Genomic DNA, 25,241 nt, shown 5'->3' with positions numbered 1-25,241 from the left:
TTTAACCGACTTACTCCCTGACCATGAAAATCATTTCATCCATTGAAGAATTGCGCGACCAGCTCAGCGGTCAGTTGCGCACCGCCTTTGTACCGACCATGGGCAATTTGCATGAAGGCCATCTGTCCTTGATCCGTCTGGCAAAGAAACATGGCGACCCGGTGGTCGCATCGATTTTCGTCAATCGTCTGCAATTCGGCCCGAATGAAGATTTCGATAAATATCCACGGACCTTTCAAGACGATGTAGAAAAGCTGGAAAAAGAAGGCGTGTACGTGCTGTTCGCACCAACCGAGAAAGATTTGTATCCGGAACCGCAAGAATTTCGCGTTCGCACCCCTGACCATATCGGCAATATTCTCGAAGGCGAATTCCGCCCCGGTTTTTTCACCGGCGTGACCACGGTGGTATTGAAATTATTTTCTTGCGTACAACCGCGGGTGGCGGTGTTTGGTAAGAAAGATTATCAGCAATTAATGATCATCCGCAATATGAGCAAGCAGTTTGCCTTGCCAACCGAAATCATCGCGGCCGACACCTATCGCGCCGAGGATGGCTTGGCGCTGTCTTCACGCAATATGTATTTATCGCAGCAAGAGCGAGCACAAGCACCGGCCCTGTATGCAGCGCTACAAGAAGTCGCGCTGGAAGTCCGCAACGGTCAGCTCGATCTGTGTGAACTCGAACGCAATGCGATGGCCAAACTGGCGCAGCATGGCTGGCAGCCCGATTATATTTCGATACGCAAGCGTGCTGATCTGCAAGCGCCGTCAGCCGACGATTTGGCGCAGGCCAGCCAGTTAGTGGTTTTGGCGGCAGCTAAGCTCGGCAATACCCGCCTGATCGATAACCTGGAAATTTGATGCAGCTCCCGGCGCGTCTGGCTCTGTGTATCCTTACCCTACTGGCCAGTTCTGTGGCTAGTGCGGCACTGTGCGTAATCGACGATGCCGGCCGCAATGTCTGCCTGGAGCGGCCGGCGCAACGTATCGTCAGCTTGGCACCGCATGCGACCGAATTATTATTCGCCGCCGGTGCCGCCACGCGCGTCATTGCCGTCAGCGACTACAGCGATTACCCGCTGGCAGCGCGCAACTTGCCTTCGATAGGCAATGTGTTCGCCATCGATACTGAGCGCTTGTTGGCAATTCAACCGGATTTGGTCGTCATCTGGGGTACCGGCAATGCACGTCAATTGGCGCAGCAGTTGCGTAACAAGCATATCCATGTGTTTGAGAGTGAACCGCGCGATTTTGAGACGGTAGCCAGTTCCATCGAACGCTTGGCCTTGTTGGCCGGTACCGAGGCGCTCGGCCGACCGGCTGCGGCCCAGTTTCGGCAACGCTTGGCGGGGCTGCGTGAACGCTACCGCCAACCGGCTTCAACGCCGCCGCTGACGGTGTTGTATCAAGTCTGGAAGCAACCGTTAATGACTCTGAATGACGAGCACCTGATTTCTGCCGCGATTCGTTTATGCGGCGGAAAAAATCCTTTCGGCCTGCTCAAGGAAACCAGTCCGACCATCACGACCGAGGCCGTGCTGGCTGCCGATCCGGCGATGATCGTCACCGGTGCCGACAATACCGACAGTCTGATGCAGTGGCGCACATTGCCGGTCTTGCAAGCGGTACGCAAGAATCATTTGGTGGCCATCAAGGCCGACTGGCTCAATCGTGCCGGTCCCCGTATTCTCGACGGTACTGAGGCGCTGTGCAAAGAGATCGCTCAAGTACGCAAACCATAGCCAGCTCTCCTTCCGAGCACAATACGACCGCTCTCAGCGACCTTACCCCGCAAGCTACAACACTCCTTTTTTTCAGAAAGCAAAAATGCGTAAAGGCATACTCTTGGCCGGCTCGGCTTACACGCTGTGGGGTTTATTCCCAGTATTTTTCAAATTACTGCACACCGTGCCTTCGCTGGAAATTTTATTGAACCGCATGATTTGGTCCTTGCTGTTCTTAATGATGGTGTTGGCCGCACGCCGCCAATGGAGTTGGATCGATGAGGCGCGACGCCAGCCGCGCTTGATCGCGCGCTTTATTTTCAGCGCACTATTTTTGTCGAGTAACTGGTTTGTGTATATCTGGGCCATCAATGATGGCCGCGTCATCGATACCAGCCTCGGGTATTTCATGACGCCTCTAGTGAATATTTTGATCGGTTCGGTGTTTCTCAAGGAAAGACTGCGCACCGGCCAATGGATCGCCATCGCCTTAGCTGCCGTCGGTGTGTGTTGGATGACGCTGCAAACCGGTCATCTACCTTGGGTGGCACTGGTGTTGGCAGCCACCTTCGGCACCTATGGCTTGCTGCGTAAAACCGCGCCACTCGGTGCACTCGAAGGCTTGTCGCTGGAAACGGCCTTGCTGTTCCCATTTGCCATCGCCTATCTGGCGTGGCTGACTTGGCATGGTCAGAATGCGCTACTGAGCAGCAGCACCGAGGTCAGCCTGTTACTGGTGCTGGCCGGGCCGGTCACGGCCATTCCGCTGCTCTTGTTTGCCGCCGGTGCGCGCCGCTTGCCGATGACCACACTTGGGTTTTTGCAATACATCGCTCCCTCGGTACAGCTTTTGTTGGCTATTTTGGTCTTCCACGAAGTGCTCGATCCGCATAAATTGCTCGGCTTTGCCGCCATTTGGTTAGGACTGCTGATCTTTTCAGCCGAAGGTTTATGGGTAGGTTGGCGCAGCGCAACACGCTGACAAGGCAATCAGGGGGAGTAGCCTGGAATCAGGCAAGCTCCTCCTTTTTATGGTAAAGTCGCGCTTCGCTAGGGGTCCTGGAGTATTTTCCGGGTGAGAGAGTCCCTTCTACCTGATCTGGATAATGCCAGCGAAGGGAAGCGCAAAGTCTCCCCCTGCTTTGTCTGCTCCCACGCCGGTCATTACCGCCTTGAGAGCCAAACACCATGTTCCCCCCCATTCCCTTGTCGTCCCGTCTGCTGCGCCGCTCTGTGCTGGCCTTCTCCATCCTTGAGGCTTGGTCATTGGCACCGCAGGCGCTGGCAGCCGACAATGCTGGTGTGGCAGCCGTCACCATCAGCGGCAACAAGGCAGCGGTAGCCGACAATAGCTATGGCGGCGGCTACCTCGACACACCCGCGTTAGAAGTACCGTTTTCAATCAATGCTTGGTCAGCCCAGAAAATGCAAGATTGGCAAGTACGACAAAGCACCGACCTCATGAAGTACGATGCCAGCGTCAATGAGGCCTACAATGCGATCGGCTATGCCGAGCAATTTTCGATACGCGGCTTTGCACTCAACAATGAGAGCAGTTACCGCAAAGATGGCTTTGCGATTCCGGGTGATGCCTCGATCCCCTTGGAAAACAAGGAAAGAGTCGAGATACTCAAGGGCTTGTCCGGTTTCCAATCGGGCTTGGCGACACCGGGCGGTATACTCAATTACGTCACCAAGCGGCCGACCACGAGCGATTTACGCACCATCAACACCGAAATATCGGAACGCGGCACACTCTATGGTGCGGCTGACCTCGGTGGCATGTTTGGCAATGGCCAATTCGGCTACCGCTTCAATGTCGCCGAGGAACGCCTGCGCTCGTATGTGAAAGGCGCGAACGGCGAACGCCAATTTTTCTCGGCAGCATTCGACTGGCATTTGTCGCGCCAAGCATTGCTGCAACTTGACGTCGATTACCAGCACAAATCTCAGCTTTCGGTGCCGGGTTTCCAATTGACCAATGGGACTAATCTGCCGCAAGGTATCCGTGCCGACACGATGCTCAATAACCAAGCTTGGGCCAAACCGGTCGATACGCGCGACAGCAACCTCGGCGCACGTTTTGAATACCGTTTCAACGATGACTGGAGCGCCAGCGCCGCGGCCAACACACATCAATTCAAACGCAACGATTACACGGCATTTCCCTATGGATGCAACGGTGCGGCTGGTTATTGTGCCAACGGTGACTACGATGTGTATGATTATCGCAGTCTCAATGAATCAAAAACTTTAAGCGCCATGCAAGCCTTGCTCAAGGGTCGTTTCGTACTCTCTGGGCAGCAGCATGAATTCGCCAGCGGTATCAGCAGCAGCGAGCGACGCGACTATTTCGCCGATTATGTCTATGATTTTGTCGGCACCAGTAACATTTACCAAACGGTCGCACTGCCAGCGTCGCCCAATCAACAGGGTGCCGCCACCTGGCGTCGCACCGACCGTGAACGCGCCGTGTTCGCGCAAGATATCGTCAGCTTGGCACCGGACTGGAAATTACACTTAGGCTTACGCCATGTTCAGATCGAACGGCGCGAGCTCGACAATCCCGGGTATAACAACAACTATCTGCTGTCGAATGGCGCCGTGGTCTACCAACCGGTTCAGAAACTGGCTTTGTACGCATCGTTTGCACAAGGTTTGGAACATGGTGGCATTGCCCCGTTCGGTACCGTCAATGCCAACAATATGCTCAATCCCAGCAAGTCCAAGCAATGGGAAATCGGCGTCAAGCGCGAAGTCTCGCGCGACGTCAGTGTGAATCTGGCCTTGTTCGAAATTAAAAAAACACTCGAGTACATCAATGGCAGCAATGTCTACGTACAAAATGGCACGGCCAGACATCGTGGTATGGAATTGACCACCCAAGTCAAACTGGCACCGCAATGGCAGCTCGGTGCCAGTGCAGCCTGGCTCAAAGCCACCCAGCGCGATACCGGTGAGGCTATGCTCGATGGCAAACGCGTGCTCAATGTGCCGCAATGGAAGTCGACCGTATATGTCGACTACGCCGTCGCCAACGGCGTCAATCTCAATGCCAGTTGGCAGTACAGTGGTAACAAGGCGTACAACCCCGACAACAGCGTGATCGTGCCCGGTTACCAAGTCTTCAACCTCGGCGCACGCTATGTGACGATGATCGGCCATACCCGCACCACACTGCGTTTGAACATCGATAATGTCTTCGATAAATTCTACTGGCGCGATGCGACGCAATCCTTGGGCGGCTATTTATTCCCGGGCGCGCCGCGGATTGCCAAATTGTCGGCGCAGTTTGAGTTTTAACTCACGCCCTTGATGTTGATGTTGATGCCGATTGGCAATCTTGGCAAAACTTGGTTCCAAGCGACCGTCACGTCGCTCCTGCGCGCTTTTGGCAGAAATCCAGCGACGTTCGTGCTTAACTGAAAATGCCGGAAATTATCGCGTTTTCAGTGCGAAAAACGACACTGGGTTCCCGCCAAAAGCATGCGGGAATGACGAGGCTGCGGCATGCGGGAATGACAAGGTGTGCGGTGTTTCAGGTATAAAAATGCGTCCATCAGACTTTTGCGACAGCCTCTTCAGGGCGGCGATGGATAGCTCCCTTCCTGATGATTCCAAACCAGTCACCAACACCCGAGTGTTGCACCTCGTCAGACATTGGCACGCACCAGAAAGTCAACCCCGACTTCGCGCCAGCATTCTATTTCTTTCTGCAACCAATACGCCACGGTCGGATGCACGGTGACCCAAGCGCGGCGCATTTCGAGTTCTATGCCTTTTTTCATCTTCAGGCGTATGTCTTGGTAATCGATCTCGGCGCGCGAGTGCATCAGCATCACGGCCAGCCGCATGCTCAACACCGCCTTGGCAAAATCGGGATCGGTCAAACCCTCGCCGATCTTGCGCAGATTCCCTTTTTGACAGAGTATCAGTTTGCTCATGATGCGCTGCTCGCTGGTGGTAAAACCGGCCAGATCAGCGTTTTCTATCATGTACGCACCATGCTTGTGGTAACCGGTATGCGACACCACCATGCCAACCTCATGCAATTTGGCGCTCCAGATCAGCACCGGCAGGTACTCATCGCTGGCCGGTTTGAGTTGCTGGTACAGTGACTTCACCATGTCGGTCACGCGATTGGCGCGTGCCAGATCGGTGTGAAACAAGGCGGCCATCTTTTGCACCGAGACTTCGCGGCGATCACGCTTGGTCGAGCGTAGATAGAGATCCCACATGACGCCCAAACGCAAGCCGGCTTCGATCGGTTGCAGGATTTCGATATTGAACTCGCTCATCAAGCCTATCAATACCGCCAAACCGCCAACCAGCATGGCCACGCGTTCCGGCTTGACACCGTTTAATTCCAAGGCGTCGATGTGACCACATTGTATGCAGTACTGTCTGAGCGCATTGAGGCCAGCCAGCGTCAATTTGCCGTCGCCCAGCCCATTTCGGGCAATCGCATCGGCAATCGCACGCATCGTACCGGACGAGCCGTAAGCTTTACGCCAGTGCTGTGGTTGATAAAAATGCGCGGCATCTTCGAACATCGAACGGGCCGATAAGACGGCAGCGGCAAACGCCGCTTCGGTGAGCCTGCCATCTGGAAAAAACTGTGCGCTGGTTCGCACCGTACCGATGCTGAACGATTCGACCCGCAGAATGTCTTGTCCACGCCCGAGTATGACTTCGGTCGAGCCCCCGCCGATGTCCATGACCAAGCGCCGTTCGCCGGCAATGGCGACGGCATTGGCGACCCCCATGTAAATCAGTCGGCCCTCTTCTTCGCCGGAAATAACTTCAATGCTCGAACCGATCGCCGCTTCGGCCAGCGGCAGTAAAATCGCCGCATTTTTAGCGATGCGTATCGTATTGGTCGCCACCACGCGCAGTTGATCGATCGGGTAGGCATTGAGAATGGCACGGAAACGGCCCAGGCAAGCAATTGCCGCACGCATGGCCTCCTCAGTCAGATTACCGTCGGCATCGAGCCCTGCGGCCAAGCGTAGCGGTTCACGGGCACTTTTCACCACACGAATCACCCCGCCTTCGTGGCGTGCGATGTGCATACGGAAACTGTTGGAACCCAGGTCGACGGCAGCCAGCATGGCTCTATCCTTTTTTAACGGTAAATTCCGGGGCTAAGCTGAGCCCGCGTATTAAATGATACTAATCATTCTTTATGACCTCATGGTGACCCGCTGACAGCGCCGGCGCTTCACTCGGGCGTAAAAAAGCGCTGGCCCATCGCGTCGAGTCCGGTGCTGCTCAAAATTTCAGCGAGACGTTCACCGGGGCGTTTCGCCGGGGTCCCCTTGTATTGCGCGATGATTAATTCGTTTTTCATCGAATGTTCCCATCCTACCAGCTCAGTGACACGCACTTGATAACCATGTGCTTCCAGCTGCAAACAACGTAACACATTCGTGATCTGGCTACCGAACTCGCGCGCATGGATGGGGTGACGCCACATTTCCGACCACGGATTATCACGTGCCACAAGTGTTTTCAGGCTGCGCAGATGCGCCGCTACTTCGGCTTGGCAACACGGTACCAAGACGATGAATTTGGCCCGTTTTTTCAGGGCAAACTCAATCGCATCATCGGTCGCAGTATCGCAGGCATGCAGCGCGGTGACGATGTCTATGCTAGCAGGCAAAAGCGCCGAGGTGGTGGAGGCGGCCACCGACAAATTCAAAAACGACATGCCGGGAAAGCCCAGCCGCTGCGCCAGCTCGGTCGATTTTTGCACCAACTCGTCGCGTGTTTCGATACCGTAAATACGCGCTTGGCTGTTAGCCTGCTGCGCTTTGAAAAACAAGTCGTACAGGATGAAGCCAAGGTAGGATTTGCCAGCGCCATGATCGACCAAACTGATGGCAGCATGATCTTGCTGCAATTCGAGCAGCAACGGTTCAATGAATTGATATAAATGATAAACCTGCTTGAGCTTGCGGCGACTGTCTTGGTTCAATTTACCGTCACGCGTAAGAATATGCAATTCTTTGAGTAATTCCAGCGATTGACCAGGACGAATTTCGTGTTTTTCCGCCGCAGCACTCGTGGCCGCGATGTCTTTCCGCTTTGGTTTGGATACAGATTTGGCTGCTGACTGTTGCATAAGAAAGATTCCGTTGAACTGATCAGGAATGATAGGCGATTTGAGCCGGCAAGAAGCGGCCGACGATGAATAAATAGCACTCGCCAAAACACCGGCTGAAAAACAAAAAGGACTCAGGTTTTCACCTGAGTCCTTCGTCTTGGTAGGCCGTGCGGGATTCGAACCTGCGACCAACGGATTAAAAGTCCGCTGCTCTACCAGCTGAGCTAACGACCCAAAACTTGCTGAAAAAAATCTATTTGTCCAACACAATAACAATCGTGTGTTGAACTGTTTGTATTCGTGGTAGGCCGTGCGGGATTCGAACCTGCGACCAACGGATTAAAAGTCCGCTGCTCTACCAGCTGAGCTAACGACCCGAAAGACCGAGATTATATGGCGTTCCGGCCTCTCTGTCAATCCCTGCAATGGGATTAGTTCCTGCGCCCTGCTTTGCGCCGGTTTCCTTCACATTGCAGCGTGTCTTTTTCAGCTGATTCGGCGGCTTACTTCTGCGTCGCCAAGCGGTTCTTAGCCGCCTGTGCGGCTTCGCTGTCGGGGTAGTGAGAGATCAGGCTTTCCAGCGTTTTCTTACTCGCCTGCTTGTCTTTCAATTCGCCATAACAAACTGCCGTATTGAGCATGGCATCAGGCGCTTTCGGATGATCGGGGAAAGTTTTACTCAACTGCTGCATGGCGACGATGGTGTTCTTACAATCGCGTTGTGCGTAATAGGAATTGCCGAGCCAATACAAGGCCGAGCCGGCATAGGCCGATTGCGGATAGGTCGTCATGAAACTGCCGAAAGCGCTGCCGGCGTTTTTATAATCGCCATCTTTGAACAAGCTCATCGCATTATCAAAGCTGCGTTGTTCGTTGACTTCGACCACGGCGTCTTTCCCATCTACCGTCACGCGTTTGGGTTCGATCTTGCGCAAGCGATTATCGAGGTCGACGTAGAAATCTTGCTGGCGACGTTGGGTGTTAGCGACATCATTGGCCAGCACTTCGATTTGGCCACGTAATTTGGCTATATCAGCGCGCAATTGTTCATTATCATTGGCTAATTCCAGCGCGGTGTTTTTGTCGGCCTTGCGCTCGAGGGTGCTATCGAGACGCGCGTTGACCGCCTCTATCTTGGCGCGCACATCGAGAATCGCTTTACGCGCCTCATCATCATCAAACAAGCCGGCCGATGCCAGTGCAGGAGTGAGAGCAGCAAGCAGAGCGGCAAGCAAAACAGGCGTACGGAAACAATGAATTTTCATGGCAATCTGAAATAAGTACAGCAGGTATGCAGAGGGAAAAACACGCCGACCCGAAGAGCGCAGTCGGCGTACACGGATCAGGCCAATTATCCTGGCGCTGATCAGACACAACAATTACTTGTAGACGATATCGGCACGACGGTTTTCCGCCCATGAGGCTTCATCATGACCACTGGCTTTTGGTTTTTCTTTGCCCAGCGATACCGCTTCCAATTGCGCTTCCGGCACACCGAGCAAGCTCATCGATTTACGAACGGCTTCGGCACGTTTCTGACCGAGCGCGAGATTGTATTCGCTGCCACCGCGTTCATCGGTATTACCTTGAATCAGAATGGTGCGCGCTTTGTTCGAGCTCAGGTATTTCGAGTGCGCTTCGACCACGCCCTTGTAATCATCTTTGACGGCATAGCTGTCGTAATCGAAGTACACGCTGCGTTTGGCCAGCACACCTTGAGGATCATTGAGCGGATCGGTGGAACCGGTATCAACCGTGCGAATCGCGTTCGGATCTGCTGGCGGCGGGGTGGTGGTCGCGATTGGTTTGTCTTCGATTTTTGCCTTTGCTTCCAACGGTACATTGGAAGTACAAGCAGCCATCAACACGACACTCGAGGCGAGCAAAGCCAGAGTTTTGGATTGGGAAGTAAAGCGCATAGTTTCTCCTGGTATAAAAAATGACTACAGTTCAAAGCCGCTCTGAATAAATGTCAGAACCACCTATTTCATGAAAGGACCCCAAGTGGGTTCCCGAATATCTCCGGCCTGCACCGTCAATTTCTGTTTTACCTTGCCATCGACACTGACCACGGCCAGTGCACCGCGCCGCCCGGCTTCGGTAGCGTACATGATGTAGCGTCCGTTAGGAGAAAAACTCGGCGATTCGTCCTTGCTGCTGTCGGACAGGCGCTGCTCCTGGCTGCTGCCGAGATCGAGTGCATAGAGTTGGAATTTACCATCGCGCCGGGAAATATACGCCAGCGTGCGGCCATCCGGTGAAATACGTGGAGTGATGTTATAGCTGCCGTTGAAGGTAACTCGACTGGCTTCACCACCGCTGGCATTCATGCGGTAAATCTGCGGGCCACCACTGCGATCACTGAGAAAATAAATCGATTGGCCATCGGCAGAAAATTGCGGCTCAGTATCAATGCTGTTGCTGTTAGAGAGACGACGTAGCCCGGTACCGTCGGCATTGACCGAATAAATTTGCGTCAGGCCGTCGCGCGATAAGGCGATCGCCAAGCGGCTGCCATCGGGTGCCCAAGCTGGTGCCGAATTACTGCCCTTATAGTTGGCGACGATGCGGCGTTCACCGCTGAGCAAGTTCTGCACCCAGACCACCGGCTTTTTAGTCTCGAATGAGACATAGGCCAGCTTACTGCCATCGGCCGACCACGCCGGCGAAATGATAGGTTCGTTCGAGCGCAGCGCTACTTTCACGCCCTCGCCGTCGGCATCGGCGATTTCGAGGCGGTACTGGGCACCGGATTTCGTCACGTAGGCGATGCGGGTAGAAAATGCACCGCGCACGCCAGTCAATTTTTCATAGATATCGTCGGCGATTTTATGCGCGCTCTGGCGTAGGCCAAGCGCCGGGGCTGCCACGGCAAAACCCGACAAGGTGTTGGCTTTCAAGGTATCGAGCAACTTGTAACGGACATCAAAGCGGCCGTCAGCCAAGCTATGGACACTGCCGATCGCGAGTGCCTCAGCACCCTGCTTTTTCCAGGCGTCGAAATTGATCAACGCGGTTTCGGCCAAAGGCGTATCGCTGCTGATGAGTTTAAAATAGCCGCTGCGGCTCAGGTCGTCGCGAATAATGCCCGATATTTTTTGCGGTGCCAGCGCTTCATCGGCAAAATCGGCCAGCGCCAAGGGAATTTGGTTCGATCCGACGCCAGAGACTTCGATGCGTAATTGTGCCTGAACCGGCGCACCGGCCAGCAGCAGGACCGTGCCGGCCAGCACTCCACCGACTGAAATTTTTTTCATCCAAGGCATCATTGAGAATTACTCTTCTTTCATTTTGTAATGCAGATCCAAATTCACGGCGGCATTGCCCGATTTATCTTTGGGAAATGGCTGAGACTTTTCTATACCCTTAGCGACGGCTTCATCAAAGCCGGGAATACCGGACGATTTGAGCTTGCGAATAGGGCCACGTAAAGAACCATCTGGTAATAATTCGATATGATAGTCGACGGCAGGATTACCGGCGACCATATCTGGCACATTGTAAATCGTGTTAGCGCGAATTTTGGCCGCAATCGTTGCGCCGTAACTCGGATCGCCGCGATTATTGCCCGTCGATTTGGCCGCCGTCCCATTACTGCCGTTGCCACCGGCAGCGCTGACGCCGGCTTGAGCGTTGAGACGCGACATATTTTCTTTGAATGCCTTGTCACGGGCAGCTTGGTCTTTCGCCAATTGCTGCTTGCTCGCTTGATCCTGGCGCTCTTTATCTTGCACTTTTTGCTTGTCATTATCTTTTTTAGCTTGCAAAGCGCGTTCTTTATCTCGTTTTTGCAATTCTTTTTCTTGCGCCAGCAAATCGGCGGCACGTTGCTCTTGCTTGCGCTCTTGTTCACGCGCTTGTTCACGTTCCAGTGCCAGTTTCTTCTGCTTGGCCAGATTCAATTTTTGTTTTTCTTGCTGAAGAGCAATTTCTGGATCTTCCAGCACTGGCTCGGGCGGCCGTGGTGCGGCCACGATTTCACGTTCTACCGGAGTTGGCGGTGGCGGCGGTGGCGGCTCTGCCAGCGGTGCGGCAGCTTCACGCGTAGTCAGATCCCAGACTTCGGCTTCGACGGCGACAGATTGCTCATTTTGCCAGTGTATGCCTATCCATAAGAATAAAATCAAGAATAAATGAACCAGTGCGGCCAGCACAGGCGCACGCCATTGCCCCGTTTTCTGCCGAGAAAAGTCATCGTAGTGAGGCGAAGGTGTTTGAATCATAAGCTTGTTTGACTTGCCGACACAGTCATGGTTCCGCAAAAAATGCACATAAATACTGAAATAAGCCCTGACAGGTGATAATTGCAATGCAACATCGCTGCGGCTGAAATTATAAACCCGTCACCCGAGATTGCTGCAAGATAATTCCGACTATCAGCTACTTTGATAATAAGCGAGGAATAAACCCAGCGTTACACTGAGTACTTGCTCTTGCTGCACCGCATCCAACGCCGCCTGCCCCATCGCAACTTGGGGCCAAAAAGCCAGCGATTTCAATTGCCCAAGCAACATATCGGCCATCAGTACCGGATCAGCGGCACGTAGTTGCTGGTCGGCTTGGGCCGCGCGCAGCCAACTGACAATCGCAGTTTCACTCCCGCGCAGGCGGTCGACGATGTCGCGGGCACGCTCTGGTGTATGAATCGTCGCCGCGACGGCAACGCGAACCAGATCGAGGAAGTCCAGATCGCCGAACATGTGCAGTTTGCTTTGCAGAAAAGGCCGCAATTGCTCACTGAGCGCCACGCCGTGCTGATACAGCAAATGTTGCTCGGTCGTGGCACTGTGCCAGAGCTGCAGCAATATCGCCTCAAACAAATCTTCCTTACCGGGAAAATGGTTGTACACGGTACGCTTGGAGACACCGGCCGTGGCAGCAATCTGATCCATGCTGGTGGCGGCAAAACCGTTGCGGCGAAATTCGGCTATCGCAGCCTGCAAAATGGCGGCGCGTTTACGATCAGTCTGACGCTCTGGTACAGTCATAAAAAAAATCCATCGAGAAACACCTGCAATGCAAGTATTTTACACTAGCTGGTTTACTTCTCCTTAAAATAAAACTACACTGTGTAGTGTAATATTGCCGAACGGAATCTCACAGGCACCCGCTTTCATTTCTGCAGCAGCCCTACGCGCACTGCCTCAACCAGGATGACCATGAACACCGCACGCACTCAGCACGAAATGGCACCAAACCCGGCACCAAGCCCGGCACTGAAACAAGGCAAAAAATTTCTCAACCAGCGCCGTATTAAAGAGCCAAGTTTTTTGAAAACACTGCGCATCGCCTGGCGTTTCCTGTTTAATAAGCCGTCGAACACTGTGCCCAGTGGCAGCATTCCTGTGCATGAATTGAGCTTGGCTCAATTGCTCGCCGCCCCCGACCAGACCCTGTACCGGCTCGGTCACTCGACCCTATTAATGAAATTGCACGGTGCTTTTTTCCTCACCGACCCGGTGTTTTCTGAGCGTGCCTCGCCATTTCAATGGATGGGACCGCAGCGCTTCCACCAAGCACCAATCAGCATCGCCGACCTGCCACCGATCAAAGCGGTACTGTTATCGCACGACCATTACGATCACCTTGATCGCGCTGCCATTCTGCAACTGGCCGATAAAGTCGAATTTTTTCTCACGCCCATCGGCGTTGGTGAGCGCTTGATCAGTTGGGGCATTGCCGCGGAAAAGGTCAAACAATCGAGCTGGTGGCAAAGTCGCCGCTTGCATGAAATCGACTTCGTATTCACGCCGGCACAACATTTTTCCGGGCGCAGCCTGAGCGACTGCGATCAATCTTTGTGGGGGTCTTGGACTATCCTGACGCGCGACCAAAGAATTTTCTTCAGCGGCGACTCCGGCTATTTCCCCGGTTTCAAGCAAATCGGGGATGCCTACGGGCCCTTCGATCTGACCCTGATAGAAACCGGTGCTTATGATGAACAATGGCCCGACGTGCACATGCAGCCGGAACAATCGCTGCAAGCCCATCTCGATTTGCGCGGCAAGTATTTGCTGCCGATTCACAACGGTACCTTCGATTTGTCGTTGCATGCCTGGTACGAGCCGTTCGAGCGTATCGTGGCACTGGCGGCGGCCCAGCAAGTACGCATCAGTACGCCACAAATGGGGGAAGCGGTCGACATCAGCGAGCCGCAAGTGGGCCAGCGTTGGTGGTTGTTTCCCCATACCCGGCGCGAACCGATGGCCTTGCAAGCGGCACTGGCAGAGTAAACCAAGCTGGCAGAAATGGTCAAAATCTGAAAGATTTCTCGCAAGCAATTCGAGACAATGGATTCCTCGCTACTTCCCTGCGCCGCCATGCCCCATCCCTTCTCCCCCTCGGCTTTCTCATCCCGCGCGGCCAGCGCTTGGGCCGCAATCATAAAATCCGCACGAACACTCAAGCGACCATTCGTGCGTCTGTTGCGTGCGGTGCGGAACGAAGCCAGTGTAAAACTGGAAAAACCAAGCAAAGCCATGCGCGACGGTGCCTTGTATCTGCCGGAATTCCGTGGTCGTTTGGTGAAACAATACGCCTTTGATTCCAATCAACTCATTATGTCGAATGGCCAGTTGCTTCTGATACCAACAAAATCGCTGGCTGTGCCGCCCCTTACTGTCGCAGCACCTGCACCAGCAACTGAGGCTCGCATTGACAACAACACGCCGGTGCTTGAGCCTACGGCATCATCGAGTTCCTCGCTTGACGACACCTCGCTTAACGAGGCACTGTCTGAAATATCGTCTGATCCGTATGTCTACACCGACGAAGATTATGGGTTCAGCCAAGCTGACATCAAGGAATTGAGCAGATTAAGTCTGCCCGACCAGCTCGATGTCGCCGCCAGCCCAGCGCCACTCGCGCTGCAATTCACGCTCAGCGAAACCGATGCCACCCTGCCCAAGGCGCAGCACAATTGGCCGCCACTCAAACCGCAACATCATTTATCACTCCTGCGGGTGCGCAGTTGTCCGCAATTTCGGCTCTCCAGCCACCACGCCACGCGCCCGAGAATCGAGCCGATGCTATTCGGGACTAGAAATCCGGAACTCGATGTCCTCGTCACTCACTTGTAGCAGCCGAAAAAAAAGCCGCGATCGCGGCTTTTCTTCTGCTTTACTGCTGAACAACTTAATGGATCGTCGCAAGCGACGATGGAAAAGACTCTGGAAGCGGTTTGCATCCCCTCCCATCGCGTCGCTCCTTCGTCGCTCACCGGCCAAAAGAGGCTGTCGCAAAAGGGTAGTGAGTCGGTATCATTACCCTGACTGGTGGCCACGTCATTCCTGCGCGCTTTTGGCAGGAACCCAGCGGCGTTCGTGGTTAACTGAAAATGCCAGAAATTGTGGCATTTTCAGTGTGAAAAACGACGCTGGGTTCCCGCCAAAAGCATGCGGGAATGACGAGGTATACGGTGTTTCAGGTGTAAAAAAGCGTCCATCAGGCTTTTGCGACAGCCTCTGAAGGCCGGGGTTTCAAACCCTAGTCAGATTTTTGATGATAAGCAGTAACGCGTTCCACCTCATTCTTGGAACCGAGGAAGACCGGTACCCGCTGATGCAAAGCCGTCGGCTGCAAATCGAGCATGCGCACGCTGCCATTGGTGGCAGCACCACCGGCTTGTTCGACGATGAAGGCCATAGGATTGGCTTCATACATCAGACGCAATTTGCCGGCCTTGTCCGGTTCACGCAAATCGGCCGGGTACAGGAAAACCCCGCCGCGATTCAGAATACGATGTACGTCAGCCACCATGGAGGCGACCCAACGCATATTGAAATCGCGTTCGCGCGGGCCGGTTTTACCCGCCAACAGTTCATCGACATAGCGCGTAACCGGCGCATGCCAGTGACGCATATTCGAGGCATTGATAGCAAATTCACTGGTTTCCTGCGGAATTTGCATATTGCGCTGAGTTAATACCCAAGAACCCATTTCACGGTCGAGCGTGAAGCAATTGACGCCGTTCCCTGTGGTGAAAACCAGTACGGTTTGTGGGCCGTAGACGGCGTAACCGGCGGCGACTTGCTTGCTGCCAGGCTGGAGGAAATCTTGCTCAGTCGGTGCCGCCATCCCATCCGGTGCTTTGAGCACGGAAAAAATTGTTCCGATCGACACATTGACGTCGATATTGCTCGAACCATCCAGCGGATCGAACAACAACATGTATTCGCCCATAGGATAACGGTTAGGAATAGGATGGATGGTTTCCATTTCTTCCGATGCCATCGCAGCTAAATGGCCACCCCACTCATTGGCTTCGAGCAGAATCTCATTCGATAAAATATCGAGTTTCTTCTGTACTTCACCCTGAACATTTTCACTGCCTGCCGTGCCGAGAACTTCTCCCAGCGCACCCTTGCCGACCGCATGGCTGATGGTTTTACAGGCGCGCGCAACCACTTCTATAAGAAGCCGCAATTCGGCCGGAATCGAATTGTTGAGGCGCTGTTCTTCGACCAGATACTGGGTCAGGCTGACACGTTTCATAATGATCCTTATTGAGAGACAAAAGATGCGCTTCGTGCAGGGCGAAGCGCAGATAACACAAGCCGAAGCTTAAGCGGCGGCGGCCAAGGCTTTACTGACCACTTCCAGCACATCGTTCGAGAGTTTTTTACTGTCGGCCACTTTGCGTAAAGCGGCTTTCATTAATTCTTGCAAGGCCAACGGGTATTTCTGCCAGCGGTCGAGACTGCGTGCCAGACGGGCCGCCACTTGCGGGTTGGTTTTATTAAGAGCAATCACCAGTTCAGCCCATAAGGCGTAACCGCTGCCATCGGCAGCATGAAAGCGCGCCGGATTCGCGTTGCAAAAGCTGAAAGTCAAGCTGCGCGCGCGATTCGGGTTACCCAGTGTGAACGCGGCGTGCGCCATCAAGCCGCGCACCACGGCGACATCAGTGGTATCGGCCACGGCTTGCAAGGCAAACCATTTATCGATGACCAAGGCTTCTTGTTTGAAGTCGCGGTAAAATTTCTTCAGGCAGGCCAGCGCCTGTATGCGTTGCCTTGCATTGCCTTTGAAATTCGTCAGTGCTGCCAGCGCCGCCAAACGGTCTGTCATATTCTGCGCCTCGTCGAACTGCGTCAGTGCCAGCGCGAACGTGCTGCTGTCAGCCCACTCAAGCAAATAAGACAGGGCCAGATTTTTCAAACCGCGCTTGGCCATGGAAGCGGCATCGGGGCTGTACTTACCGGGCGTCAGATTACTTTCATACGCACTGAGCAATTCGACGCGTAAATGCTGCGTCAGCGTGCTGCGCATGAATTGCCGCGCGCGATGAATCGCTTGCGGATCGACTACCTCAAATTGTTCGGCAATCATCAATTCCGATGGCAGGGTCAACACCAGTTCGCGGAACGCCGGATCGAGCGTCGTGTCAGCGAGGGTGCTGCGTAGGGCGGCAATGAAGGCTTCATCGAGTTCCAGCGGCAGCTCGTCTTGCACGGCGCGAGTGAGCTTGACCAAACGGCGTGTGGCCAGACGCTGGCCGGCTTCCCAGCGATTGAACGGGTCGCTGTCATGCGCTAACAAGAGGCTGAGATCGGCATCGCTGTAGTCGTAGTCCAGCACCACTGGGGCTGAAAAATTACGCAACAGCGATGGCACCGGCGCGGCTGCCACATCGGTAAACAGGAAGCTTTGGCTGGCTTGGCACAATTCCAGCACCAGCGACGTGGCACCGGCCGTTTGTGGGTAAGCCTCGCAGTGCAACGCGATATCATTGCCGGCAGCATCGAGCAAGCCGAGCGCGACCGGAATATGGAACGGCAGTTTTTCTGCCTGCCCTGGCGTAGCCGGGCAAGATTGCGTCAGCGTCAGCGTATAACTGCGTTGTTCCGCATCATAGCTGCCGACGGCATGCACGCGCGCGGTGCCGGCTTGGCTGTACCAACGTTCGAATTGACTCAGATCGCGGCCGCTGGAATCGGCCATGGCGGCACGGAAATCATCGCAGGTCACGGCTTGGCCATCATGCCGAGCGAAGTACAAATCCATGCCTTTGCGAAAGCCATCATGACCGAGCAGGGTGTAATACATGCGCACCACTTCGGCGCCCTTTTCGTAAATCGTGACGGTATAAAAATTATTGATTTCCACAAAGGAATCAGGCCGCACCGGATGCGCCATAGGACCGGCATCTTCAGAGAACTGCACCTGACGCAATACCCGCACGTCTTCGATGCGCTTGACGGCGCGCCCGGTGGCACTGCCGACCAGGTCGGCCGAAAATTCTTGATCGCGGAAGACCGTCAAACCCTCTTTGAGCGAGAGTTGGAACCAGTCGCGACAAGTGACGCGGTTACCGGTCCAGTTATGGAAGTACTCATGTCCGACGACCGATTCAATGCCGGCGTAATCGATATCGGTTGCCAGACTCGGGTTGGCCAGGACAAACTTGGTGTTGAAAATATTCAAACCTTTGTTTTCCATCGCACCCATATTGAAGTCGCTGGTAGCGACGATCATGAAGCGATCGAGATCAAGCTCCAGACCGAAGCGTTGCTCATCCCAGTGTATGCTGTTTTTAAGTGAATCCATGGCATGCTGGGTTTTATCCAGATTTCCCGGCTCAACCCAGACTTGCAGCAAAACTTTGCGGCCCGACTGCAGACGATAATTTTCTTCTTGACACACCAACTTGCCGGCGACCAGCGCGAACAAATAAGAAGGTTTGTTGAATGGGTCTTCCCATTTGGCGAAATGGCGGCCATCACCGAGATCACCGTGATCGATCAAATTGCCATTACCGAGCAAGACCGGGAATTGTTTTTTATCACCGCGCAACATCACGGTGTATTTCGCCATCACGTCGGGACGGTCGGGGAACCAAGTGATCTTGCGGAAGCCTTCGGCTTCGCATTGCGTGATCAAATTGCCATTGGACGCGTACAAACCCGAGAGCGAGGTGTTTTTCTGCGGATTGATGAGGGTTTCAATTTCGAGCAAGATTTCATCAGGAGCATTACTTATACGCAATGTTTCGCCATCGATGCGATAAGCCGATTTTTTCAGATTCACGCCGTTCATGCGTAATTGCAATAACTTCAAGGAAGCACCGAACAACACCAGATCGCGCTCGCTGCTGTCATGATTGCGGCGCAGAGTGATGCGGGTAGCGACATGGGTTGCCTGCAAATCGAGGTCAAAACCCATTTCCACGGTGTCAACCCAAAAGCCGGGGGCGACATAATCTTTGCGAAAAATGCTAGTCGGGGTAGTCGCGATATCGTTACGCATGGGAGTGGTCTCTGGAAAATTAGGGAAAGATCAAAGTCTCGTGAACCTTGCTCAGACCCGCATTTTACCAATTGATGAAGCGCAAGGCATAAAAACCACCAAAATTTCGACGATTTAGCCTTAATCGACCAGACAAGGGCAGATTTTCAGCCATTGTGTGCGTTCTGAGGAACCGTTTGCGTGCGCCGCGGTCTGATACTTACACACCGATACAGCAATGCCGCCGCTTTCGCTCTATCATAGAGATCAGACCAAAACTGTCACCAGATACGGAGTTGATGATGAAACGTTTTATCCCTGCCGGGGTCATGCTGCTCACTTTATTCTTGAGCGGCTGTGCCAGCACCTTTACCAGTCAGGTCAGCAGTTTTCATGAATGGCCGGCCAATGCGCAGAACACCACATATATTCTGGAACGCGCGCCGGCGCAGGAAAATAATCCTGAATACAAATTTTATGAAAATACACTGCGCCAGCAGTTAGGCTTACATGGATTCTCCGAAGCAGCGCTCGGTGCCAAGCCGAATCTGAAAATCGGCATGCAATATGCAAGCAGCTTAAGCGAAGTGCAAGTTATGCCGCTATGGCAACCGAGCATGTATGACCCGTACTGGCGCATGCATTTCAGCCATGTCTATTATTACGGCCCCTACGGCAGCTACGGACCCTACTTCGGTCTGCGCCAATTTGCGCCGCGTCCGCTTGAGCTCAGCGTCAACCCTTATTATCTGCACCAACTCGACATCACCATGAGTGAAGTCGACAGTGAGCGCAAACTGGCGAACATCAAAGTCAGCAGCGAACAAGTATCGCCGCACATCAGTGAGTACATGCCTTATCTGATCGAGAGTGCGCTGTACGGCTTTCCGCAAAAAAATGGCAGCACCGTGACACTGGAACTGCCCTTGCACAAAGCCGAACCGGCCGCGGCCAGCAGGTAAGGGCAGTGCCGATGGAAAAGACTCTGGAAGGGGTTTGCATCCCCTCCCATCGCGTCGCTCCTTCGTCGCTCACCGGCCCCAAGAGGCTGTCGCAAAAGCCTGATCATTACCCACAAGTCAGGTCGATTACGCGCCCACCCATTCGCCCAATTCGTCATTGCCGCGCAGGCGGCAATCGAGTGGCGCGTACACGCCCTTTATATCTGTGATATCTGTGCTGCTCAGGCGCAGCAGGAGGTGTTCATTTCACAGAAAAAAGTGCCCTTGATCGACCTCTTACCCTGAAGGCACTGACGTGCCACTCGATTCCTTCCTACGCAGGAATGACGAGGCGAGAGCACGGGGAGTGACATGTCTGCCGTTAGGGTATTGAGTCGGTATCATTACCCTAACGGGTGGCCACGTCATTCCTGCGCGCTTTTGGCAGGAACCCAGCGGCGTTCGTGGTTAACTGAAAATGCCAGAAATGATGGTGTTTTCAGCGCTGAAAACGACACTGGGTTCCCGCCAAAAGCATGCGGGAATGACGAGGCTGTGGCATGCGGGAATGACGAGGCTGTGGCATGCAGGAATGACGAGGCTGTGGCATGCGGGAAAGACGCGGTATGCGGTGTTTCAGATATAAAAATCGTCCATCAGGCTTTTGCGACAGCCTCTGAAGGCCGGGGTTTCAAACCCTAGTCAGATTTTTGATGACTAAATAGTACAAACGTGTCGAGCCCCATAGCCAGCACGCTGGCTTCAGACCGAGCTGCTCTCAGGTAGAGACGTCCTGTTCGCCGCTGCCGCCAAGGATTGCGGCGCACTTCTGCGCGCACTTTAAAAACCAGTTTTCTAGCCATTTCAGCATCATTTTTGACGCAAAAAAAAATCGCAACGGTAACACCGTTAAATAAAAACGCGCAAACCCCTTGAAACATTTCAATACGAATCCTATTGATTCAATCTCAAAACCAGTAACTGTCTGATCGTAAGAGATGTGAGCCGTCTTTACAATTATACATGCATATTAGGTATCTCGACCCGACACTGACAGCGCTTTTCGTCTTATCAGCAAGTGTGCCGAAGTCAACTGCGAACAGCCGCGATTACCCCCTGTATGTATGCCGCACAGACGGAAGAAAGCAATGCAGATCAGAAAATAATCTGCGCTTTCCTCTAAAAAAACTTTTTTTATCACATGAAAAATTTTATGGAGCCATCTACTTTGAAACAGAAAATCAAGCTGCCAACTTCTCAGGAAATGACTGACAAGTCAGCCCCACACGGCACAGCAGCACCGGCGCTGGCCGTCTCCACTCACACCATTGAAGCAGCACGACCACCCCGTCCATCCGCCGATAAAGCCAAGTCCAAGCTGCTCGCCGATGTCGACGCCGCCCCAACAGTCACCGCGCCGGCCGCCACCGCAACGCCAGTCAATCTCGCAGCGCCCAGCGCACCGGCCTTCCGCCTGCTCGATAACAAAGGCAAGCAAACCGGCCAAATTAACAATGGCGACCGCACCGACGACAATACCACCATGATGATGGGCAACGCCAGACCAGGCGACACCATCGCCATCTACAACCATGGCCAGCAGATCGCCAGCGTCAAAGCCAAGGCTAACGGTTCCTGGACCTACGTGCCAACCCTTGAAGATGGCGCGCACACCCTCTCCATCGTCGTCAGCGGCATTGGCCGCGCCACTGGCCTCGCCAGCGAAGCCGTCAACTTCACCGTCGCCACCAAAGCAGCCCCAGTGATTGCACCACCCGCCTTCGAAATGTTCGATGATCTGGGCGCATTGGTGCAAGCCAATGGCTATGCCAGCTCGATTCAGCCGCAACTGAGCTATACCGATCCAACGCTGGCCAAGCACACCATCCATATTTATATCGATGGCAAACTGAGCGGCACAGCCGAGGTCGATGACAGCGGCTTCTGGTTTTACGCCCCGCCCGAGGAACTCTCACTCTCCGAAGGTCAGCACAGCGTCAGCGTGAGCGCCAGCTACCAAGATAATGTCAGCGCAGCAAGCGCGCCCTTCCAGTTCACCGTCGACATCACGCCGCCGGCAAAACCAACATTTACGGTCACCGACGAGCAAGCGCAACCGCTGTCAGAACTGACTGACTGCATGCTGCCACAACTGCAAGGCCAAGCAGAAATCGGCGCTACCGTCACCATCTACAACGGCGTCACAGAACTCGGTATTGCCACCGTCAATCCGGACGATAACAGCTGGAAGTTCGAGTTCGATGCACCACTTGATGATGGTGAATACCACTTCAAGATCCGGGTAAGCGATGCCGCCGGCAATCACAGTGAATTCAGCGAGCAGTTTGATTTCAACCTCGACACCAGCGTACCGCTGATCCCCCCCGCCACCCCCACCATTGCCATCGAAGGCGTGGTCGAGGCAGCGCTGAGCAACCATTCCCAGCCTACCCTCAAAGGCACGGGCCCGCGCAACACCCGCGTCAGCATTTTTGCCAACGATACAGAAATCGGCAGCGCCGACGTCGATCAAAATGGCGACTGGACTTTCCCGCTCAGCGCCGCGCTGAAAGACGGCACCTACCGCTTTAGCGCCATCGCCATCGACACCAGCCAGGCGCAAGTCATGCACAGCGCCGCCAGCGAGCCGGTCTACTTTACACTCGACGCCACCGCCACGGCCACACCAAGCTGCAGCGTCATCAATGAAGCCGGCATCGAGCTCGCTTCCGGCGGCACGCTTGCCAGCACCCACACCCGCCCTGTTTTGCATGGCAAAGGTACGCCCGGTGACTTTATCCGTATCGAAGGCCAAGGTGATGTGGTACTCGGCCGCGTGAAAATCGATAGCGCTGGCAACTGGACTTTCCCGCTCCCGCAAGCCCTGTCGAGTGGCGAGCATAGCTTCCAGATCAGCGCTTACGACTTGGCCGGCAATCCAGAGCAAACCATCAGCATGGCCTTCAGTATCGCCCCCGTTCCACTGAACATACCCGCAGCCCCCACCATCTTCATCGAAGGCATGGCAGCGGCAGCGCTGAGCAACCATTCCCAGCCCACCCTCAAAGGCACGGGCCCGCGCAACACCCGCATCAGTATTTTTGCCAACGATAATGAAATCGGCAGCGCCGACGTCGATCAAAATGGCAACTGGACTTTCCCGCTCAGTAGCGCGCTGACAGACGGCACCTACCGCTTTATTGCCATCGCCATCGACGCCAGCCAGACGCAAGTCGTGCACAGCGCCGCCAGCGAGCCGGTCAGCTTCACTCTCGACGCTACCGCCACGGCCGCACCGACGGAGGTCTTCATCACCACGGGTGCCGGCATCGACGTCACTTCCGGTGCCACGCTTGCCGCCACCGATACCCGCCCTGTTTTGCACGGAAAAGGTACGCCTGGCGACTTTATTCGCATCTCAGACAGTCGGCGTGTTCAATACGGCACCGTTCAAATCGATGACAACGGCGACTGGACTTTCCAGTTCAAAAACCACCAGTCGATTGGCGCGAAGAGTTACATAATCAGCGCTTACGACTTGGCCGCTAATCCGGTGCAATCCATCATTGTCGATTTAACCATCCCGCCCGCAGCGCCCACCATTGCCATCGTCGGCCTGGCCGAGGCAGCGCTGAGCAACAATTCCCAGCCTATCCTCACCGGCACTGGCCTGCGCAACACCCGCGTCAACATTTCTGCCAACGATACAGAAATCGGCAGCGCCGACGTCGATCAAAACGGTAACTGGACTTTCCCGCTCAGCGCCACGCTGACAGACGGTAGCTACAGCTTTAGCGCCATCACCGTCCACACCGCCAAAGCGCCAGGCACGCAAAGCCCCCAAGTCACACACAGCGCCGCCAGCGAACCGGTCAGCTTCACTCTCGACGCTACCGCCACGGCCACACCAAGCTGCAGCGTCATCAATGAAGCCGGCATCGAGCTCGCTTCCGGCGGCACGCTTGCCAGTACCCATACCCGCCCTGTTTTGCAAGGCAAAGGTACGCCCGGTGACTTTATCCGCATCGAAGGCCAGGGCAATGTGCTACTCGGCCGCGTCGAAATCGATGGCGATGGCAACTGGACTTTCCCGCTGCCGCAAGCCCTGTCGAGTGGCGCGCATAGCTTCCAGATCAGCGCTTACGACTTGGCCGGCAATCCGGAGCAAACCATCAGCATGGATTTCAGCATCGCCGCAGCGCCGGTGATTACCCCTGTCGTCGAGATCGACATTGATGCACCGGCGAAACCGAGCTTCGACGTCTGGGATAGAATCAAGGGCTACAGCCAACTGCAAGAAGGTGACACCATTGATGATCCGCGCCCGGTCTTACAAGGCAGCGGCATCCCAGGACATGTGATTCGCATCTACGATGGCGACACCCTGCTGTTGACCAACGTCATTAATTCATGCGGTAAATGGCGCGCTGATCTGATGCAGGATTTAGGGAATGGTGCCCATCAGTTCCGCATCACCGAAACCGATCTGAACGGCAAGACCAGCCAATTCAGCGATCCGCTGAACTTCCAACTCGATGCCACCGATTATCTGGCCAGCGTTGATCATCTGAGCCTTGTCGTACGACATGCGGTAGCGGACGATGATTTTCCGCGTATCTATTTCACCTCATCGCACCGTGGCAAGCTCCACATCAAAATTTACGATGACGGCGGTGATCTGATACAGGATAGCGTTGTCTCGCTGCCGGAAGGGAATTTCAGCTACGGACCAGGCTGGCTGCTGGAAGGCAATTATCGTTTCGAAGCTTCGATCAGCAACGATACCACCGGTCAACCCGGCGACTGGAACGCCGCGCATGCTGACGCCACTTGGAGTCGCCCGGTCAGTGGCACTTTTGCCAGTGTCGCGCCGGAAGGCTCAAGCTGGCATCGCGCCGCGCCGCTCGCGCAAGAAGAACTGTCCGGTATCGAACAACTGGCCGATGGCGAACGCAGCACCGCAGAACCGCAAACGGCCGAAGCAACACTGCCGGTCGGCGCAGAGGTCGCAGTCAAGCAACTCGCAACACTGCCGTTTTCCATCGAGCAACTGTTGGCAGCCGCGCCAACAGAGTTCAGCGATCTGCCAGTCTTCGCGCCGGCGTCCACGCCAGCATCGCTATCGGAAACGCTGGCGGCCGCCTCCAGCGCCGCTTATCTGAGCGCTTGCCAAATCGAGCAATTGATGCAGCAACAAGAGGCCGGCCTGATGTATTGATACGACTGAGCACCAAGCAGCCCA

At 54.6% G+C, this 25,241-nt stretch carries 18 protein-coding genes, 2 tRNA genes and 1 riboswitch; of the genes, 8 read left to right on the top strand and 12 right to left on the bottom strand.

Going from position 1 to position 25,241, the window contains the following annotated elements:
- The first annotated feature begins 23 nt into the window (after window positions 1-23).
- The 4 genes from panC (at window position 24) to RHM61_RS11440 (ending at window position 5,029) form a co-directional block, all read left to right on the top strand.
- Window positions 24-863, top strand: coding sequence for a pantoate--beta-alanine ligase (gene panC, locus RHM61_RS11455; protein ID WP_322247444.1), 840 nt, complete (start codon window positions 24-26; stop codon window positions 861-863).
- Entirely contained in the window at window positions 863-1,744 is an 882-nt protein-coding gene (locus tag RHM61_RS11450) for a cobalamin-binding protein (protein WP_322247443.1), read from the top strand. Before panC ends, RHM61_RS11450 begins: the two co-directional genes overlap by 1 nt.
- An 85-nt stretch (window positions 1,745-1,829) precedes the next feature.
- Window positions 1,830-2,708: an EamA family transporter RarD gene (gene rarD, locus RHM61_RS11445; protein WP_322247442.1), complete on the top strand. Its 879-nt coding sequence runs from the start codon at window positions 1,830-1,832 to the stop codon at window positions 2,706-2,708.
- Window positions 2,709-2,768: 60 nt separating this feature from the next.
- Window positions 2,769-2,864: riboswitch (TPP riboswitch) on the top strand.
- A gap of 50 nt (window positions 2,865-2,914) precedes the next feature.
- Window positions 2,915-5,029, top strand: a complete 2,115-nt coding sequence (locus tag RHM61_RS11440; RefSeq protein ID WP_322247441.1) for a TonB-dependent siderophore receptor — start codon at window positions 2,915-2,917, stop codon at window positions 5,027-5,029.
- Between the two features lie 350 nt (window positions 5,030-5,379).
- Here RHM61_RS11440 and RHM61_RS11435 read toward each other — a convergent pair whose 3' ends face one another.
- From RHM61_RS11435 to RHM61_RS11395, 9 genes are all read right to left on the bottom strand, one after another.
- Entirely contained in the window at window positions 5,380-6,837 is a 1,458-nt protein-coding gene (locus RHM61_RS11435) for a Ppx/GppA phosphatase family protein (protein WP_322247440.1), read from the bottom strand.
- A 110-nt stretch (window positions 6,838-6,947) separates the two neighbouring features.
- A complete protein-coding gene (locus RHM61_RS11430) occupies window positions 6,948-7,850 on the bottom strand; it encodes an SAM-dependent methyltransferase (RefSeq protein WP_322247439.1) in 903 nt (300 codons plus the stop codon).
- A gap of 140 nt (window positions 7,851-7,990) precedes the next feature.
- Window positions 7,991-8,066, bottom strand: a tRNA-Lys gene (locus RHM61_RS11425).
- Between the two features lie 67 nt (window positions 8,067-8,133).
- Window positions 8,134-8,209: transfer RNA gene (locus RHM61_RS11420), tRNA-Lys, on the bottom strand.
- 126 nt (window positions 8,210-8,335) lie between these two features.
- Window positions 8,336-9,097, bottom strand: a complete 762-nt coding sequence (gene ybgF, locus RHM61_RS11415) for a tol-pal system protein YbgF (RefSeq protein ID WP_322247438.1) — start codon at window positions 9,095-9,097, stop codon at window positions 8,336-8,338.
- Between the two features lie 114 nt (window positions 9,098-9,211).
- Window positions 9,212-9,751, bottom strand: coding sequence for a peptidoglycan-associated lipoprotein Pal (gene pal, locus RHM61_RS11410; RefSeq protein WP_322247437.1), 540 nt, complete (start codon window positions 9,749-9,751; stop codon window positions 9,212-9,214).
- A gap of 63 nt (window positions 9,752-9,814) precedes the next feature.
- Entirely contained in the window at window positions 9,815-11,098 is a 1,284-nt protein-coding gene (gene tolB, locus RHM61_RS11405; RefSeq protein ID WP_416200234.1) for a Tol-Pal system beta propeller repeat protein TolB, read from the bottom strand.
- A 9-nt stretch (window positions 11,099-11,107) separates the two neighbouring features.
- A complete protein-coding gene (locus RHM61_RS11400) occupies window positions 11,108-12,055 on the bottom strand; it encodes a cell envelope integrity protein TolA (protein WP_322247435.1) in 948 nt (315 codons plus the stop codon).
- 153 nt (window positions 12,056-12,208) lie between these two features.
- On the bottom strand, window positions 12,209-12,820 hold the full coding sequence (locus RHM61_RS11395; protein WP_322247434.1) for a TetR/AcrR family transcriptional regulator: 612 nt from the start codon (window positions 12,818-12,820) through the stop codon (window positions 12,209-12,211).
- 165 nt (window positions 12,821-12,985) lie between these two features.
- Here RHM61_RS11395 and RHM61_RS11390 point away from each other — a divergent pair, with 165 nt between their 5' ends.
- Together RHM61_RS11390 and RHM61_RS11385 are read left to right on the top strand one after the other, a co-directional pair.
- Entirely contained in the window at window positions 12,986-14,065 is a 1,080-nt protein-coding gene (locus tag RHM61_RS11390) for an MBL fold metallo-hydrolase (RefSeq protein WP_416200176.1), read from the top strand.
- Between the two features lie 87 nt (window positions 14,066-14,152).
- On the top strand, window positions 14,153-14,911 hold the full coding sequence (locus tag RHM61_RS11385) for a hypothetical protein (protein ID WP_322247432.1): 759 nt from the start codon (window positions 14,153-14,155) through the stop codon (window positions 14,909-14,911).
- Between the two features lie 406 nt (window positions 14,912-15,317).
- Here the strand turns inward: RHM61_RS11385 and RHM61_RS11380 are convergent, their stop codons facing one another.
- Window positions 15,318-16,325, bottom strand: a complete 1,008-nt coding sequence (locus RHM61_RS11380) for a class 1 fructose-bisphosphatase (RefSeq protein WP_322247431.1) — start codon at window positions 16,323-16,325, stop codon at window positions 15,318-15,320.
- A gap of 69 nt (window positions 16,326-16,394) precedes the next feature.
- On the bottom strand, window positions 16,395-19,079 hold the full coding sequence (pepN, locus tag RHM61_RS11375; protein WP_322247430.1) for an aminopeptidase N: 2,685 nt from the start codon (window positions 19,077-19,079) through the stop codon (window positions 16,395-16,397).
- Between the two features lie 281 nt (window positions 19,080-19,360).
- Between pepN and RHM61_RS11370 the strand changes: the two genes are divergently transcribed.
- Window positions 19,361-20,020 (top strand): DUF4136 domain-containing protein, encoded by a 660-nt coding sequence (locus tag RHM61_RS11370; protein ID WP_322247429.1) that lies wholly within the window; start codon window positions 19,361-19,363, stop codon window positions 20,018-20,020.
- A gap of 677 nt (window positions 20,021-20,697) precedes the next feature.
- Here the strand turns inward: RHM61_RS11370 and RHM61_RS11365 are convergent.
- Window positions 20,698-20,940 carry a hypothetical protein gene (locus RHM61_RS11365; RefSeq protein ID WP_322247428.1) on the bottom strand — a complete coding sequence of 81 codons (243 nt, stop codon included), beginning with the start codon at window positions 20,938-20,940 and terminating at the stop codon, window positions 20,698-20,700.
- Window positions 20,941-21,212: 272 nt separating this feature from the next.
- Between RHM61_RS11365 and RHM61_RS11360 the strand changes: the two genes are divergently transcribed.
- Window positions 21,213-25,217 (top strand): Ig-like domain-containing protein, encoded by a 4,005-nt coding sequence (locus tag RHM61_RS11360; RefSeq protein ID WP_322247427.1) that lies wholly within the window; start codon window positions 21,213-21,215, stop codon window positions 25,215-25,217.
- Window positions 25,218-25,241: the final 24 nt, after the last annotated feature.

This window comes from Undibacterium sp. CCC3.4, from assembly GCF_034347425.1.
Taxonomy (GTDB): domain Bacteria; phylum Pseudomonadota; class Gammaproteobacteria; order Burkholderiales; family Burkholderiaceae_D; genus Undibacterium.
Note: the sequence above shows the minus strand (reverse complement) of the source record. Positions and strands in the feature narration are given on the sequence as shown.

Bases quoted from the DNA above. Each gene is read 5' to 3' on its own strand.
- pepN (WP_322247430.1), bottom strand. From the start codon at position 19,079: ATGCGTAACGATATCGCGACTACCCCGACTAGCATTTTTCGCAAAGAT.
- tolB (WP_416200234.1), bottom strand. From the start codon at position 11,098: ATGCCTTGGATGAAAAAAATTTCAGTCGGTGGAGTGCTGGCCGGCACG.
- RHM61_RS11380 (WP_322247431.1), bottom strand. From the start codon at position 16,325: ATGAAACGTGTCAGCCTGACCCAGTATCTGGTCGAAGAACAGCGCCTC.
- panC (WP_322247444.1), top strand. From the start codon at position 24: ATGAAAATCATTTCATCCATTGAAGAATTGCGCGACCAGCTCAGCGGT.
- RHM61_RS11390 (WP_416200176.1), top strand. From the start codon at position 12,986: ATGACCATGAACACCGCACGCACTCAGCACGAAATGGCACCAAACCCG.
- RHM61_RS11440 (WP_322247441.1), top strand. From the start codon at position 2,915: ATGTTCCCCCCCATTCCCTTGTCGTCCCGTCTGCTGCGCCGCTCTGTG.
- RHM61_RS11360 (WP_322247427.1), top strand. From the start codon at position 21,213: ATGGAGCCATCTACTTTGAAACAGAAAATCAAGCTGCCAACTTCTCAG.
- RHM61_RS11400 (WP_322247435.1), bottom strand. From the start codon at position 12,055: ATGATTCAAACACCTTCGCCTCACTACGATGACTTTTCTCGGCAGAAA.
- RHM61_RS11395 (WP_322247434.1), bottom strand. From the start codon at position 12,820: ATGACTGTACCAGAGCGTCAGACTGATCGTAAACGCGCCGCCATTTTG.
- pal (WP_322247437.1), bottom strand. From the start codon at position 9,751: ATGCGCTTTACTTCCCAATCCAAAACTCTGGCTTTGCTCGCCTCGAGT.
- RHM61_RS11370 (WP_322247429.1), top strand. From the start codon at position 19,361: ATGAAACGTTTTATCCCTGCCGGGGTCATGCTGCTCACTTTATTCTTG.
- RHM61_RS11385 (WP_322247432.1), top strand. From the start codon at position 14,153: ATGCCCCATCCCTTCTCCCCCTCGGCTTTCTCATCCCGCGCGGCCAGC.
- RHM61_RS11430 (WP_322247439.1), bottom strand. From the start codon at position 7,850: ATGCAACAGTCAGCAGCCAAATCTGTATCCAAACCAAAGCGGAAAGAC.
- RHM61_RS11435 (WP_322247440.1), bottom strand. From the start codon at position 6,837: ATGCTGGCTGCCGTCGACCTGGGTTCCAACAGTTTCCGTATGCACATC.
- RHM61_RS11365 (WP_322247428.1), bottom strand. From the start codon at position 20,940: ATGTTTCAAGGGGTTTGCGCGTTTTTATTTAACGGTGTTACCGTTGCG.
- rarD (WP_322247442.1), top strand. From the start codon at position 1,830: ATGCGTAAAGGCATACTCTTGGCCGGCTCGGCTTACACGCTGTGGGGT.
- ybgF (WP_322247438.1), bottom strand. From the start codon at position 9,097: ATGAAAATTCATTGTTTCCGTACGCCTGTTTTGCTTGCCGCTCTGCTT.
- RHM61_RS11450 (WP_322247443.1), top strand. From the start codon at position 863: ATGCAGCTCCCGGCGCGTCTGGCTCTGTGTATCCTTACCCTACTGGCC.